Origin of the sequence: Flavobacterium arabinosi, from assembly GCF_048158725.1 — a bacterium.
Taxonomy (GTDB): domain Bacteria; phylum Bacteroidota; class Bacteroidia; order Flavobacteriales; family Flavobacteriaceae; genus Flavobacterium; species Flavobacterium arabinosi.
The window spans coordinates 19,416-34,228 of the sequence record NZ_JBLNKX010000004.1 but is presented as its reverse complement, the minus strand read 5'-3'; the positions used below and the strand labels follow the sequence as shown (position 1 = coordinate 34,228).

Genomic DNA, 14,813 nt, shown 5'->3' with positions numbered 1-14,813 from the left:
ACAAATAACCGATTAAACTTTACTATGTTAACAATAATTGACAAGTACATCCTAAAAAGATATTTAGCCACTTTTGCGGTTATGTTGTTGATGTTCATACCTATTGGAATTATTATTGATGTTTCGGAGAAGATTAATTTCATGATCGAGAATAAAATTCCGTTTATTGAAATTGCGGTTTACTATTATAATTTCACGGTTTATTTTGCCAATTCGTTATTCCCAATCTTTTTGTTTTTATCAATTATCTGGTTTACTTCAAAACTAGCCAATAACACAGAGATTATAGCTATTTTGAGTTCGGGGATTTCTTTTACCCGTTTTTTAAGACCTTACATTATTGGGGCTTCCATCGTTTCGGTTTTTGTTTTATTGATGGGGTTTTTTGTTGTTCCTGCGGCCAGTGAAGGGTTTAATAATTTTAGATATACGTATTTAAAAACGGGAGGAAAAGAAGCGATGCGGGGAGATGACACGGATGTGTACCGACAAATTAGTGATACTGAATTCATCTATGTGAACAGCTTTAATACGTTGTCAAAGACTGCTTTTAATTTTTCATTGGAAAAATTCAATAAAGAGAAAATGGTCTATAAAATTTCGGCAAGCAGAATAAAATGGAATCCAAAGGCTAAAACCTACACCATGTTTGATTATACAAAAAGGACGGTAGGGGAAAATGGAGATAAAATTGAAAAAGCACCTCAAAAGGATGCCCGTTTTAGTTTTGATTTAGAGGATTTAGCCCCAGTAGTTTATATCGCTGAAACACTGAGTTTGAATAAACTGATTAACTTCATCGACAAAGAAAAAAAACGTGGGTCGTCTAATATCAATGTCTATTTAGTCGTACTATATAAAAAATTCAGTATTCCGGTTTCGGCATTTATTCTTACCATTATTGCGGTTTCGGTTTCGTCTATGAAACGCAGAGGCGGAATGGGGATTAATTTAGCGATAGGAATTGCCTTAGCGTTTGCTTTTGTATTCTTTGATAAAATCTTTGGTGTATTGGCCGAAAAATCAAGTATTCCCCCTATGTTGGCAGTTTGGTTACCCAATTTTGCTTTTGGGATTTTAGCCATTTATTTATTACGAAATGCAAAACGATAAATTAAAGTCTTACTTAAACCTGCATCTTATTGTTTTTATCTGGGGTTTTACCGCTATTTTAGGCGCTTTAATCACCATAACAGCTGATGCTTTAGTTTGGTATCGAATGGTTTTTGCCAGTATGTTTTTATCACTGTTTATTTTATTCAAAAAGAAATCATTTAGAATTCCCTTTAAATCCTTCGTGAAATTGATTTTTGTGGGGCTGTTAATTGCGTTGCATTGGATATTCTTTTTCAAAGCGATTCATGTTTCCAATGTGTCCATTACGCTTTCCGTTTTTTCATTGGGCGCTTTTTTTGCGTCACTATTAGAGCCTCTTTTTTATGGTCGAAAAGTGCTTTGGTATGAAGTCTTTTTTGGATTTATTATAATCGCCGGACTGGCATTAATCATGAAAGTCGAAGTTAATTATTTAGACGGTATGCTGTATGCTTTGGCTTCGATACTATTAGGGGTTTTGTTTACACTGATGAACGGAAAACTAATAGAAAATCACGACCCTTCCGTAATATCCTTTTATGAGTTTCTGGCGGGTGTATTTTTTATTTCGGTTTACTTTATATTTCAACAAAAATTTACGTTGGATTTCTTTATTTTGACATTCAATAATTGGGTTTTAATTTTGATTTTAGCATCTATTTGTACCGCTTATGCGTTTACTGCTTCGGTAAAAGTCATGCAAAAACTCACTCCTTATACGGTAATGCTGACTACTAATTTAGAGCCGGTTTATGGAATCGTATTAGCCTATTTCATCCTTGGAGGAAAAGAAAAAATGAGCTTTGAGTTTTATATTGGAGCCATAATAATTGTAATGACAGTAATCCTAAATGGTGTAATTAAACATTATCAAAAGGAAGTTGAAGTTTAAGCGGTTTTCAAGATGTTTGTTTAGTGCTGTCGTTTTTTTACTTTTAATCGCAGGAATTCGTGAAGGTGATTGCAATAAAACGAATCAGCTTATCAATGTTTTAGACATCCATAGGCATTTGAAAAATAGTGTTCAATCGTATATTGTCCTCAAAATACTATTGATCTTTACAATATGAAAAGAAATAGAAAATTAATAAGTTTTACTTTACTTGGAATCGTTTTAATCTTTGTTGGGAAATATGTCTACGATATGAACATCAATCATAATTTTGAAACCATAACGGAAGGTAAAGTATACAAGTCAGGGGTGATTCCACCAGATGAAATAGAAAGTTACGTTACCAAATACCATATAAAATCGATTGTTGATTTGCGTTTTCCGGGCACTACGGATTTGAAGAATAATCCAGAAATCCCTGCTGAACTGACTGCTGAGCAAGAAGCCGTGGCAAAAATAAACGGAGTAAATTATTTTAATAATGGTTCAGATCAGGTTCCAAAACAAGAAAATTTAAACCGATTTTTCAAAATAATGGATAACAAAGACAATTATCCGGTGTTGATCCATTGCTATCACGGAATTGGTCGTGCCGAAATGTATTCCGCATTATATAGAATTGAATATGAAAATTTCACCAATGAAGAAGCACGTCAAGGTGTAAGAGCATTAATAAAATATAGCTCTTTTGATGATGGAACTCCAAAAGGAGAATATTTGAAAGCCTACAAATCGAGAAAAGAATTAGCAACAGAAAAGAAGTAACGAAAGAGTTTAAAACTCAAATTGTCAGATTTGATTTTATCCGATTTTTATTTCAAAAGTAAATTATAATTACTTTGTAAGTGTTTGATTGTCATTATTTAAATAAAAATTAAATGTAGATTTGTCTTCGTTTAAAGAATGATTTTCGTAATTTAGAATATACAGTTTAAGACATAAATATAAAATTTACCTTTTTGAACGATTTAAAATTTTATATTTGCGGTTCGAATTAAAAACAAAAACGCAGAAATCCTATGGAATATTTAGATTTTGAGCTTCCTATAAAAGAACTAGAAGAACAGTTAGATAAATGTGTTGTTATTGGTCAGGAATCAGATGTTGATGTAACGAATACTTGCAAACAAATCAACAAAAAGCTAGAAGAAACTAAAAGGCATATTTATAAAAACTTGACTGCTTGGCAACGGGTACAATTGTCAAGACATCCAAGCCGTCCTTATACAATGGATCACGTACGTGCTTTATGTGGCGAAACTTTTCTGGAACTTTTTGGTGACAGAGGTTTCAAAGATGATAAAGCCATGATTGGCGGTTTAGGAAAAATTGATGGACAATCTTTTATGATTGTAGGTCAACAAAAAGGATTCAATACGAAGACACGTCAGTTTCGTAATTTTGGGATGCCAAATCCTGAGGGATATAGAAAAGCGTTGCGATTGATGAAAATGGCAGAGAAATTTGGTATTCCTGTTTTGACTTTGATTGACACTCCGGGAGCTTATCCAGGATTAGAGGCCGAAGAACGCGGTCAAGGTGAGGCAATTGCCAGAAATATCTTCGAAATGATTTGTCTAAAAGTGCCAATTATTACTGTTATTGTAGGTGAAGGCGCTTCTGGTGGAGCATTAGGAATAGGTGTGGGTGATAAAGTATATATGATGGAAAACACTTGGTATTCTGTTATATCTCCTGAATCATGTTCTTCTATTCTATGGAAAAGCTGGGAATATAAAGAACAAGCAGCCGAAGCATTGAAGTTGACTTCTGCCGATATGAAAAAACAAAAATTAGTTGATGATATTATACCTGAACCATTAGGTGGAGCACATTACGATAGAGAGACTGCTTTCAAAACGGTTGAGCAATATATCATGAAAGGATTCAATGAATTGAAAGACTTATCAACAGAAGAATTAGTTGCTAGAAGAATGGACAAATACAGTAAAATGGGTGAATATAAAGAGTAAAATCTTACAAATTGATATTTAATCCGAAGCCTTACAGTTTCGGATTTTTTTGTGGTTATAAACAAAAAATAGTTACTTATGAACAATTATTTGTAACAACTCAATGACAATTTTTTTTTAATTTTTGCTACTTTCGCACTATGGAAAACTTCAGAAATATTAATCCTGTGAAGGTTGATAAAACTACTATAATAAGCCTTGAAAAAGGAAAATTACAACCGCAGGTTCTCGATTTAGAAGAGGCTGTGCTTGGCGCCATGATGATTGATAAAAAAGGGGTGGATGATGTAATTGACATTTTACAGCCTGATGCTTTTTATAAAGATGCACACAAACATATTTTTGAGGCTATCGTTCAGCTGTTTACAGAAACGCAGCCTATTGACTTATTAACCGTTTCTGCCCAACTTAAGAAAAATGCAAAATTAGAATTGGCAGGGGGGGATTTTTACTTAATTCAGCTTACGCAAAAGATATCGTCTTCTGCACATATTGAATTTCATTCCAGAATTATTCTTCAAAAATTTATTCAACGCAGTTTGATTCGCATATCTACTGAAATTATTGAAGATTCTTACGATGAAACAACGGATGTTTTTGATTTATTAGATAGAGCCGAATCCAAATTATACGAAATAACACAAGGAAATATAAAACGAAGTTCTGAAACAGCTCAGAGTTTAGTGTTGCAAGCCAAAAAAAGAATCGAAGAAATAGCAGGTCAAGAAGGGCTGAGTGGTGTAGCGACTGGTTTTGATAAATTAGATAAGATTACTTCAGGTTGGCAACCAAGTGATTTAATTATTATAGCGGCAAGACCGGCAATGGGTAAGACCGCATTTGTATTATCGATGGCACGAAATATGGCAATTGATTTTGGAATGCCTGTTGCCTTATTTTCCCTGGAGATGGCATCGGTTCAGCTAATCACCCGTTTGATTTCTTCTGAAACAGGTTTGTCATCAGAGAAATTGCGTACCGGAAAACTGGAAAAACACGAATGGGAACAATTAAGTACCAAAGTTAAAAATTTAGAAAAAGCCCCATTGTATATTGATGACACCCCGTCACTATCTATTTTTGACTTAAGAGCAAAAGCGAGACGTTTGGTTTCGCAACATGGTATCCGAATTATTATTGTTGATTATTTGCAATTGATGACTGCTGGTGGAAACGGAAAAGGAGGAGGAAACAGAGAGCAGGAGATTTCTACGATTTCCCGTAACTTAAAAGCATTGGCGAAGGAATTGAATGTTCCTGTAATTGCACTTTCTCAACTATCGCGTGCGGTGGAAACACGTGGTTCCAGTAAAAGACCTTTACTTTCTGACCTTCGTGAATCAGGTGCGATTGAGCAAGATGCCGATATTGTATCGTTTCTATACCGTCCTGAATATTACAAAATTGACGAATGGGATGATGATGAAGCCTCTCCAACTGCAGGTCAGGCAGAAATAATGATCGCAAAACACCGTAATGGTAGTATAGAAAATGTTCGTTTGAAGTTTATTGGACATTTGGGTAAATTTGATAATCTGGAAGATTATAGTGGAGGTTATGATGACTTACCGTCGAGTATGAATCAAGATGACAATCCTTTTATTACTAAAAACTTGCCATCAGCAAATGAAGCTTTTGGAAGTAACTTGAATGACCCGGACGATGACAGTGATGTACCGTTCTAACATATAAATTTAAATCCGCTACAGCGGATTTTTTTATGATTTTCATCGCCTAAAAACTGTTATCTTTGAAATAAAAACGGTAATGTCTTTCAAGAAGTCAATCTATATTCTACTAATTTTTATTTCCTTTTCGGCAAAAGCTTCTTTTATTTTGTTGCCAATGGATGAAACCACGCAGCAAAATCATCTGAAGGCTTATGGAATTACCTATTGGTGTTTGGATAGAAATTACAAAGCAAGTTGGTTGCTTAATTATCGGGGAGGTTCTTTTTTACTACCAGATGCGGAAGAAATACGTAAAGAATGTAAGATTCGGGGGGTGAGTTTTGAAATCCTTTCAGATGGTGAGGAAGCCAGAATTTTAGAGGAGATTTCGAGTCCTTCGCAAAATATGGAAACGGTAGTGCTAGAAAAAGCTCCCAAAATTGCAGTTTATACACCCAAAGGAAAACAGCCTTGGGATGATGCGGTAACACTCGTTTTGACTTTTGCCGAAATTCCTTTTACACCCATTTATGATGAAGAAGTTTTAAGTGATCAATTACTACTTTACGATTGGCTGCACTTGCATCATGAAGATTTTACGGGGCAATACGGTAAGTTCTATGGAGCTTACAAAAATGCGCCTTGGTACATTGAACAAAAAAAAGATGCCGAAGCATTGGCAACTAAATTAGGCTATCCGAAAGTCTCACAAGAAAAAGGAGCTGTAGCCAAAAAAATCAGGGACTTCGTTATCGGCGGTGGATTTATGTTTGCGATGTGTTCAGCAACGGATAGTTTTGATATTGCTTTGGCAGCTGATGGTGTGGATATTTGCGAAGCTATGTTTGACGGTGATGCAAGTGATGCTAATTATCAATCGAAGATGAATTATAATAATTCGTTTGCTTTCAAAGATTTTATTTTAGAAAGAAGACCGGAGCAATATGAATTTTCGGATATTGATATGACTTCAAAAAGAAGAATTTTAATGGATAAAGATTATTTTACCTTAATGGAATTTTCGGCAAAATGGGATCCAATACCGAGTATGTTGTGTCAAAATCATACGCAGTTGGTCAAAGGATTCATGGGACAGACTACTTCTTTTGATGTAGCGCTTATAAAATCGAATATTTTGGTGATGGGAACTTGTGAGTTAAATGGAGAAGCACGTTACATTCATGGAGAAAAAGGAAAAGGAATGTTCACTTTTTATGGCGGCCACGATCCCGAAGATTTTCAGCATCAGGTGGGAGATGCGCCCACAGTACTAGATTTACATCCGAATTCTCCAGGTTATCGCTTGATTTTGAATAATGTGTTGTTTCCTGCAGCCAAGAAGAAAAAACAGAAAACCTAATAAAAAACAGAAAGCCAATCGATACCGATTGGCTTTCTGTTTTTAGCCCTGATGTGAGTGGCATCCTTTTCTTGCCTTCTTTAGGCAAGGAAAGATATAACGGACAGCAGGAATTAGCTCCTAAAAAAATTAAACGCTTCCGTGTTCGTTTTCTTTATCTAAATATTCTTGTACAATATCGATAGCATTAGTAACCACATCACTTAATGCGGTAATGAAGCTTCCTTCTTCGGCACAATTGATAGCGTGTTTTATGGCTTCAGTTTCTTTAGGAATAATTTCATAAGTAACTATTTTGCCTGAAGTTTTAATTCCATCGAGGATTAAATTAATAATTTCGTCTTCGGTTCTTCCTCTCAGGTATTTTTCTTGACGAATGATAATATGGTCAAACATTCGAGCTGCTATATTTGCACATTCTCTAATGTCTTCATCACGTCTATCTCCAACTCCAGCGATAATTCCTATTTTTTTTGTAGCCTCAACACTTTGTAAATACTCTTCAACTCCTTTGTAACCGGATGCATTGTGAGCAAAATCAATCAATACTTTGAATTTTTTAAACTCAAAAATATTCATACGACCGGGAGTTTGTGCTGCACTTGGAATAAAAGTCTGCAAGGACAAACTAATATCTTCGGTTTTAAAACCCCACAAATAACTTGCTAAAGTTGCCGCAAGCACATTGGCAATCATGAATTTTGCTTTTCCGCCCAATGTTAAAGGAACGTGAGTGGCGCGTTCGATTCGGATTTTCCATTCCCCTTTTTTGATGGTTATAAATCCATTTTCATATACGGCAACCGTTTTTCCTTCGGCACAAAGTTTTTTAATGAAATCACCGTCTTCACTCAAACTAAAATAAGCGACATTGCATTTTAAATCTTGACCTATTTTTACACAATGTTCATCGTCTCCATTCAAAACTGCCCAACCGTCTTTCTTGATGCTTTTTACAACTGTGGCTTTAACTCTTGCCAAATCATCTAAGGTGTGAATGTCACTTAAACCCAAATGATCTTCCTGTATATTGGTGATAATTCCAATATCGCAACGGCTGAAACCCAAGCCAGAACGAAGGATTCCACCTCGAGCGGTTTCTAAAACTGCGAATTCCACTGTTGGATCTCTCAAAACATATTCGGCACTTAGAGGTCCGGTAGTATCGCCTTTTTCCATCATGTGATTTTGAATATAAATCCCATCAGATGTGGTGAATCCCACTTTGAAACCATTATTTTTCACAATATGTGCCAAAAGTCGGGTAGTAGTGGTTTTACCATTGGTTCCCGTCACAGCAATTATAGGTATGCGAAAGGATTTACCCGGAGGATATAACATGTCAATAACAGGTGAAGCAACGTTTCTGGGTAATCCTTCAGAAGGAGCAAGGTGCATTCTAAAACCCGGAGCCGCATTGACTTCCAAGATTACACCACCATTTTCTTTTAACGGTTGCGTTAAATTCTCGGCCATAATATCAACACCACAAACGTCCAGTCCAATTACTCTTGAAATTCTTTCAGCGAGAAAGATATTTTCGGGGTGCATCATATCGGTTACATCTACAGAAGTTCCGCCAGTACTTAAATTTGCTGTGGATTTTAGGAATACTATTTCCCCAATTCTCGGAATGGTTTCTAATGTATAGCCTAATTTTTCCAATAAATCTTCGGTGTCTCTATCGACGTCTATTTGAGTTAGCACATTTTCATGGCCATAACCTCTTCTGGGATCCAGATTGGTTGTGTCAATTAATTGCTGAATGTTGTCTTTTCCAGTTCCTATTACGTGAGCGGGAACACGTTTTGCGGCAGCTACTAATTTATTATCAATTACTAATATTCTAAAGTCGAAACCAGTAATGAATTTTTCTACGATGACACGTTTGCCATATTGCTGTGCGAATGCCAAGCCTGAAACGGCATCTTCCCAATTAGTAACATTAATAGAAGCGCCTTTTCCATGATTTCCATCCAAAGGTTTTAATACGATAGGATAACCAATTTTTTTGATAGTTTCAGCCAAACCTTCTTCGTCTGTACAAATGCTTCCATTGGCAACTGGAATCGAAGCCATGTCCAACATTTTTTTTGTAAGCTCTTTGTTACAAGCTATATCTACAGCGATGCTACTGGTTTTACAAGTAATTGTTGCTTGAAAACGCATTTGATTGATGCCATATCCTAGTTGAACTAAGGAATTTGTTCCAAGTCTTATCCAAGGAATATTTCTGGAAACGGCTTCTTCTACAATACTTCCGGTACTTGGCCCAAGTCGTACACGTTCCCGTATTTCACGCATTTTTTGTAAATCGGCATTCAAATCGTAATCCGTTCCGGCTATTAATGCTTCAGCAATTGCAACAGAAGATTCTGCGGCAAAAAGACCAACATTTTCTTCGGTATAACTAAAGACTACATTATAGGTTCCAGGAGTTTTCGTTTCTCTTGTTCTTCCAAAGCCGGTTTCCATTCCTGCCAAAGATTGAATTTCAAGTGCAATATGTTCAATTACATGTCCCATCCAAGTACCGCGTTCCACTCTGGAAAAAAATCCGCCACGACAGCCTTCAGAACAGCGATGCTCAATCATTGTAGGAAACATGGCTTCAATGCGTTCTCTAAATCCTTCAATTTTATTAGTTGGAAATTGTTCCATTTCCTCCAAATCCAATCGCATTTGGATTAATTTTTTTCTTTGGATGCTCCAAATATTAGGTCCACGAAGGGCTTGTACTTTAATTATTTTCATAAAAACGGGAATGTTATTTTTTGAACTGAAAAATGGATAGGTAATGAATTGATTTTAAATTTAATAGATTCTAACTTTGAAAAAAAGACAGGTATTTACATAGTTTTTTTTAGAAAAAGTACAGAATGCAACTAAATTAGCTTTTTTAAAATAGGAATCAAAATTTATTTCTTTAAAAATAAACAATACTTGTTCTGTTTGTGATAATTTAAAAAAAAGTGATAGTTCAATGGCTTTTTTTATCTTTTTGGTTATTTTTACAAAATGAATATACTAGGAAAACTAATAATAATAGGCGGTGCGGTAGATAAAGGAAGCTTTACTGAAACCGATATAGATAAAAATGCAACTAGCAATTTAAATTTTTTTGAAACTGGGATTTTAAAAAGAATATTAAACGAATCAAAACACAAAGAGAACTCTCGAATAGAAGTTATTACAACGGCTTCAGTAATTCCACGAGAAATTGGTCCTGAATATGTTAAAGCATTTGAGTATTTGAATGCCAAAAATGTAGATATACTTACTATAGAAAGACGCGAACAAGCTGCCGATGAAACCGTTTTAGCACGATTAAAAGCTGCCGATATCGTTATGTTTACCGGAGGCGATCAATTGCGATTGACTTCCATTCTTGGTGGAACACCTTTTCATGACATTTTATTGGATAAATACCATAATGAAGAATTTATTTATGCCGGAACTTCTGCAGGTGCTGCAGCAGCTTCTAATAATATGATTTATCAAGGCAGTAGCTCTGAAGCTTTATTAAAAGGGGAAGTCAAAATTTCTAGCGGATTGGGTTTAATAGATGGTGTTATAATCGATACCCATTTTGTACAACGCGGACGAATTGGCCGACTTTTTCAAGCAGTTGTTGGGAATCCCAGAGTATTGGGAATAGGGCTTGGAGAAGATACGGGATTGTTGATTACTAATAATAGCCAAATGGAAGCTATTGGTTCCGGATTGGTTATTTTGGTTGATGGTCGTGAAATAAAAGACACCAATTTGACGAAAGTAGAATTAGGGCAACCCATTTCAATTTCACATTTGGTTACCCATGTCATGAGCAAATTTGACACCTATAATCTAGAAACGCATTTAATGCACATACAATCTTCACATTACTTGTAATTCAGGTTTTGGGTAATTGGTCTTAGGCTTTGGTCCAAATACCCAATACCCAATACCCAACATCCATACCATGAAATTAATCATACACGGCGGTTTTTTCTCAGAATCTTCTACTAATTACGAAACAAAAGTTGCCAAGCAAAATGCGCTGGAGCAAATTGTAAAAGATTCCTATACATTTTTAAAAACACATTCAGCATTAGAAACAGTTGTTTATGCCGTTTCTCTTCTCGAAGATGACGAATTGTTTAATGCAGGAATTGGTTCCCAAATACAAAGTGACGGAAAAATTAGAATGAGCGCTGCGATTATGGATGGTGAAACCCAGAAAATGAGTGGCGTTATCAATATCGAAGGAGTAAAAAATCCGGTTCAAGTTGCCCAAGTATTGATGCAATATGACGACAGGGTTCTTGGAGGAAATGGAGCAACCAATTTTGCCCGGGAACACGGTTTCGAATCTTTTTCAACCGAGATTCCGCAACGTAGAGCTGAATATGAAGCGAAACTGAAAGCACTGGGAACAGGAACAGTGGGTTGTGTGGCTTTAGACCGAAACGGAAAAATTGCCGTTGCTACTTCAACAGGCGGAAAAGGTTTTGAAATTCCGGGACGCATTTCAGATTCGGCAACTGTAGCAGGAAATTATGCGAATGCATTTTGCGGTGTGAGTTTAACTGGAGTAGGCGAGGATATTGTAAGTAATGCAACAGCTGCCAAAATTGTCACTCGCGTTACAGATGGCTTTACATTACAAGAAGCCTTTAGTAAAACGTTCAAGGAATTGAAACCTTATGATGGTTTTGCAGGTGCTATTGCTATCGATAATTTGGGAAATATGTTTCATCAGGATTCTCATCCCAGTATGGTTTTTGCCAGTTTTGACGGAGATAATTTTGAAGTTTTCGATTAATATCAATTCACAGAAAATTCAAACCAAATTGGAATATGATCGGATATTATTCGGGCTTGTTTTAGTGAATTGAAATTTTTGTAAAAAGCAATAACTCCCGAATCTATAGTATTTATTTTTGAAGTTTTGAAATACATATTGTCAAATTCTGATGCGAGGCATTTATCATTTTTGCATTCTTGTTTCAGTGACGTTTTTTGGTCAACCAAAATAGATTGATATCCCATTTTTTTCAAAGGGTTGAAAACCGTATGTGATTGCGGACAATTGAAATCACCTGCAAAAATCAAATTCAAAGTAGGATATTCATCAGGTAAAAATTTGAAATATTTAATCTCGGTTTCCGGTTGCTTATTTTTGGTTATGGCATGAAAATTAGCTACTGTAAACTGTTTGTTTTCATATTGAAACGTGCAGAAATACGGTTCCCTGTCGATTTCTAAATGGTATTTTTTTTCAAGCCAGGCTTTTCCTATTTTTTTAAGTTTGCTCGTTTTCCAGATGAAAGCGTAGCGTTCGGTTTTATAAGCACTACTGCTGGTTGGTTCACTAATCACATAATCCCATTTGGCTCCTTTCCGATTGAGTTCATCCGCTAATCTAGCCACTGCCTTAGCACCGCCATAACCCGCAACTACTTCCTGAATGGCAATAATGTCATAATCTTTCAGCGAATTTGCGATATAGTTGATGGTTTCTTCCGATTTTGATTTACCAAAGTTTTCCAGATTCCAAGAAAGAAGTTTGGTTTGGGAGAAGGTGTATTGACAGGCTAAGATTAAGAGTAAAAAGGATATTTTTTTCATGTTTTGTTTTGTTTCTTGTCGTATCTTAAAATTGTAAATTAAAGAGCCGCTTAGTTTTTAACTTTTCGAATTCGTTTAAAATAATGATAGTTTAAATTATTTATCACTTTTCATTTTACCTCTAAAAACGGTAACCAAAAGTCCAGTCCCAACTATGAGATCTACTATGTTCCAAATCGTTCTGCCTAATGCTATTTTGATAAAGGGTTGAAATAAGATTGCTAATACAAGAAAAAGGATTGCTTCATTTTTCTTGTGTTGTTCATTTGCTGAAAAGGATAAATAGGCAAATGCAAGCATTGATGCAAAACGCACAAATTGATAATAGCCGTATGGCATGTCGAAAAGACATGCCATTAATAGAATTGATAAAACTATTTTTATAATGTTATTCAACTGGAGAATTTATATTTTTCTTTGGAAAATCAAAAAATAAAGATGTTATTATAGGAATAAAGAAAATTGCAACTGTCAGAACAGATATACCAATATCTGCAGTATGGCTTCCTAAAAAGGTACTGATTGAGCCTTCTGGATAAAAATGCTCCAGCAATGAAAGTGTTAGTTTAATTCCCAATATTGCAATTACAATAAATGCAGCAGTTTCTAGAAAATTATATTTTTCCATAAGTGTAACAAACCATTGTGCTATAAATCTCATAGCAAGAATTCCAATAAAAACTCCAATACAAACCAAAATGATATTTGGTGTAAAAGCAACAGCTGCAAAAACATTATCAATAGAGAAAGCCATATCCATTAATTCAACTAAACAAACCGTAGCCCAAAAAGTTCCTAATGAACCAACAGTTAGTTTATATAGCCAATTACTTTCTTTATCTATTGTATCGTCATCCGTACTTTCAGTTTGTTTACTTTTCCAGTAATCGTAAACTAAATATAATAAATACAAACCTCCTAATGGTTTAAGCCACCATATTTTTATTAGAAAAGAAGCAAAAATCATAGCTAATCCTCTAAAAAAATAAGCACCCCAAATACCGTATTTTAAGGCTTTATCTCTCTGATCTTTTGGTAAATCCATTACCATTGTAGCCAATACAGCTGCATTATCTACAGACAACAAACTCTCGATGATAATCAAATTACCGATTATAGCTAAAGAAGTTCCTGGATGACTTAAGATGTCTTGCCAAAGAATGCTTATATGTTGTATTAATTCATTCATATTTTTAAAGTTTTTTGTTTTATTTTTTAAACCGGATAATAGAAAGATAATTAGGAATGCAATCAAAACAGGGGCAAACACACTCAGCCAACCAATACTTCCCAAACTAGTCCCTACCACAAAAATAATAATGCTAAATAAAATTCCGACGTAATTATTTTGAAAATCTGTTTTTTACTTTTCTTTTTGGGCGCAATTAGTTTTTATTATGATTAATAGTTATTGGATTGATATTTCTACTCTTCTATTTTTTTGACGACCTTCTTCTGCGTCATTAGAGGCAATGGGATGATCAATACCCTTACCATTAGCAACAACTCTATTTTCAGAAATACCTTTTGATATTAAATATTCTTTGAAAGTATTTGCTCTTGATTGAGATATTTTCTGGTTAACTGCTAATATTCCTTCGCTACTGGCATAACCATTTACAGTTATTGAAGCATTTGGATTTTTCTCTAAAAATGCAACAATGTCTTTAACTAAAGAATTATCAATACTACTAAAGGAAGCTGATGCCTTATCAAATGAAGCATATACTTTGTTATTCAATGTCGCCTTCGAAACATTGGAACTTGTATTTACTACGGATTCATTATTTGACGGACCAGATGTATTGGTAGCGGAAGTCTCGTTTTGAGTTACACTAACATCCGAAGAAGTGTTGTTTTCTTGTATTGCTGATGCAGGACTATCTACAACTGCTTTAGAGGTCTCGCTATGCCCATTTGAGGGTGTTACAATAGCGTTTGATTCAACTACCGAATTAGAGGATGCCTCATTTACGATAGTATTATTAGATTTTGATAAAAAATACCAAGCGCCGCCACCAAGTAATAAAACCCCAAATAAAGCAAAAACCCAAGTTTTTGATTTTCCATTTTCTTTTCCATTTAAAGGTAATGGATCATTATTTTTTGATAAATCAAATTTAGATGCTGAATTTGACTTTTTTAATAAATCTATTTTGGAAATAGATTCATCACTTTTATTTAAATTAAATGCCATAATTATTTATTTTTTA

At 34.9% G+C, this 14,813-nt stretch carries 13 protein-coding genes; 8 read left to right on the top strand and 5 right to left on the bottom strand.

Annotation, left to right across the window (positions count from 1 at the left end; genetic code table 11):
* Nucleotides 1-24 precede the first annotated feature (24 nt).
* From ACM55K_RS09275 to ACM55K_RS09250, 6 genes are all read left to right on the top strand, one after another.
* Entirely contained in the window at nt 25-1,113 is a 1,089-nt protein-coding gene (locus ACM55K_RS09275) for an LptF/LptG family permease (protein WP_416849962.1), read from the top strand.
* Nucleotides 1,100-1,987, top strand: coding sequence for a DMT family transporter (locus ACM55K_RS09270; protein WP_416849961.1), 888 nt, complete (start codon nt 1,100-1,102; stop codon nt 1,985-1,987). The genes ACM55K_RS09275 and ACM55K_RS09270 overlap by 14 nt, the downstream gene beginning before the upstream one ends.
* Before the next feature lie 174 nt (nt 1,988-2,161).
* The gene (locus ACM55K_RS09265) at nt 2,162-2,752 is read left to right on the top strand and encodes a dual specificity protein phosphatase family protein (protein ID WP_416849960.1); all 591 of its coding nucleotides are present in this window, start codon (nt 2,162-2,164) and stop codon (nt 2,750-2,752) included.
* 254 nt (nt 2,753-3,006) lie between these two features.
* Nucleotides 3,007-3,960: an acetyl-CoA carboxylase carboxyltransferase subunit alpha gene (locus ACM55K_RS09260; RefSeq protein WP_035667548.1), complete on the top strand. Its 954-nt coding sequence runs from the start codon at nt 3,007-3,009 to the stop codon at nt 3,958-3,960.
* 140 nt (nt 3,961-4,100) lie between these two features.
* A complete protein-coding gene (gene dnaB / locus ACM55K_RS09255) occupies nt 4,101-5,645 on the top strand; it encodes a replicative DNA helicase (protein WP_416847353.1) in 1,545 nt (514 codons plus the stop codon).
* An 82-nt stretch (nt 5,646-5,727) separates the two neighbouring features.
* Nucleotides 5,728-6,990, top strand: a complete 1,263-nt coding sequence (locus ACM55K_RS09250; RefSeq protein WP_416849959.1) for an asparagine synthetase B — start codon at nt 5,728-5,730, stop codon at nt 6,988-6,990.
* Nucleotides 6,991-7,119: 129 nt separating this feature from the next.
* Here the strand turns inward: ACM55K_RS09250 and cphA are convergent, their stop codons facing one another.
* Complete coding sequence (gene cphA, locus ACM55K_RS09245; RefSeq protein WP_416849958.1) at nt 7,120-9,744, bottom strand: cyanophycin synthetase; 2,625 nt, start codon at nt 9,742-9,744, stop codon at nt 7,120-7,122.
* A gap of 264 nt (nt 9,745-10,008) precedes the next feature.
* Here cphA and ACM55K_RS09240 point away from each other — a divergent pair, with 264 nt between their 5' ends.
* Both ACM55K_RS09240 and ACM55K_RS09235 read left to right on the top strand, forming a co-directional pair.
* The gene (locus ACM55K_RS09240) at nt 10,009-10,881 is read left to right on the top strand and encodes a cyanophycinase (RefSeq protein WP_416849957.1); all 873 of its coding nucleotides are present in this window, start codon (nt 10,009-10,011) and stop codon (nt 10,879-10,881) included.
* Nucleotides 10,882-10,951: 70 nt separating this feature from the next.
* Entirely contained in the window at nt 10,952-11,794 is an 843-nt protein-coding gene (locus ACM55K_RS09235; RefSeq protein ID WP_416849956.1) for an isoaspartyl peptidase/L-asparaginase, read from the top strand.
* Nucleotides 11,795-11,796: 2 nt separating this feature from the next.
* Here ACM55K_RS09235 and ACM55K_RS09230 read toward each other — a convergent pair whose 3' ends face one another.
* From ACM55K_RS09230 to ACM55K_RS09215, 4 genes are all read right to left on the bottom strand, one after another.
* The gene (locus ACM55K_RS09230) at nt 11,797-12,600 is read right to left on the bottom strand and encodes an endonuclease/exonuclease/phosphatase family protein (protein WP_416849955.1); all 804 of its coding nucleotides are present in this window, start codon (nt 12,598-12,600) and stop codon (nt 11,797-11,799) included.
* 96 nt (nt 12,601-12,696) lie between these two features.
* The gene (locus tag ACM55K_RS09225) at nt 12,697-12,957 is read right to left on the bottom strand and encodes a DUF6804 family protein (protein ID WP_416849954.1); all 261 of its coding nucleotides are present in this window, start codon (nt 12,955-12,957) and stop codon (nt 12,697-12,699) included.
* 31 nt (nt 12,958-12,988) lie between these two features.
* On the bottom strand, nt 12,989-13,789 hold the full coding sequence (locus tag ACM55K_RS09220; protein WP_416849953.1) for a TerC family protein: 801 nt from the start codon (nt 13,787-13,789) through the stop codon (nt 12,989-12,991).
* Between the two features lie 219 nt (nt 13,790-14,008).
* Complete coding sequence (locus tag ACM55K_RS09215) at nt 14,009-14,797, bottom strand: OmpA family protein (protein WP_416849952.1); 789 nt, start codon at nt 14,795-14,797, stop codon at nt 14,009-14,011.
* Nucleotides 14,798-14,813: the final 16 nt, after the last annotated feature.

Bases quoted from the DNA above. Each gene is read 5' to 3' on its own strand.
- ACM55K_RS09235 (WP_416849956.1), top strand. From the start codon at position 10,952: ATGAAATTAATCATACACGGCGGTTTTTTCTCAGAATCTTCTACTAAT.
- ACM55K_RS09240 (WP_416849957.1), top strand. From the start codon at position 10,009: ATGAATATACTAGGAAAACTAATAATAATAGGCGGTGCGGTAGATAAA.
- ACM55K_RS09250 (WP_416849959.1), top strand. From the start codon at position 5,728: ATGTCTTTCAAGAAGTCAATCTATATTCTACTAATTTTTATTTCCTTT.
- cphA (WP_416849958.1), bottom strand. From the start codon at position 9,744: ATGAAAATAATTAAAGTACAAGCCCTTCGTGGACCTAATATTTGGAGC.
- ACM55K_RS09215 (WP_416849952.1), bottom strand. From the start codon at position 14,797: ATGGCATTTAATTTAAATAAAAGTGATGAATCTATTTCCAAAATAGAT.
- ACM55K_RS09230 (WP_416849955.1), bottom strand. From the start codon at position 12,600: ATGAAAAAAATATCCTTTTTACTCTTAATCTTAGCCTGTCAATACACC.
- ACM55K_RS09220 (WP_416849953.1), bottom strand. From the start codon at position 13,789: ATGAATGAATTAATACAACATATAAGCATTCTTTGGCAAGACATCTTA.
- ACM55K_RS09260 (WP_035667548.1), top strand. From the start codon at position 3,007: ATGGAATATTTAGATTTTGAGCTTCCTATAAAAGAACTAGAAGAACAG.
- ACM55K_RS09275 (WP_416849962.1), top strand. From the start codon at position 25: ATGTTAACAATAATTGACAAGTACATCCTAAAAAGATATTTAGCCACT.
- ACM55K_RS09265 (WP_416849960.1), top strand. From the start codon at position 2,162: ATGAAAAGAAATAGAAAATTAATAAGTTTTACTTTACTTGGAATCGTT.
- ACM55K_RS09225 (WP_416849954.1), bottom strand. From the start codon at position 12,957: ATGGCATGTCTTTTCGACATGCCATACGGCTATTATCAATTTGTGCGT.
- dnaB (WP_416847353.1), top strand. From the start codon at position 4,101: ATGGAAAACTTCAGAAATATTAATCCTGTGAAGGTTGATAAAACTACT.
- ACM55K_RS09270 (WP_416849961.1), top strand. From the start codon at position 1,100: ATGCAAAACGATAAATTAAAGTCTTACTTAAACCTGCATCTTATTGTT.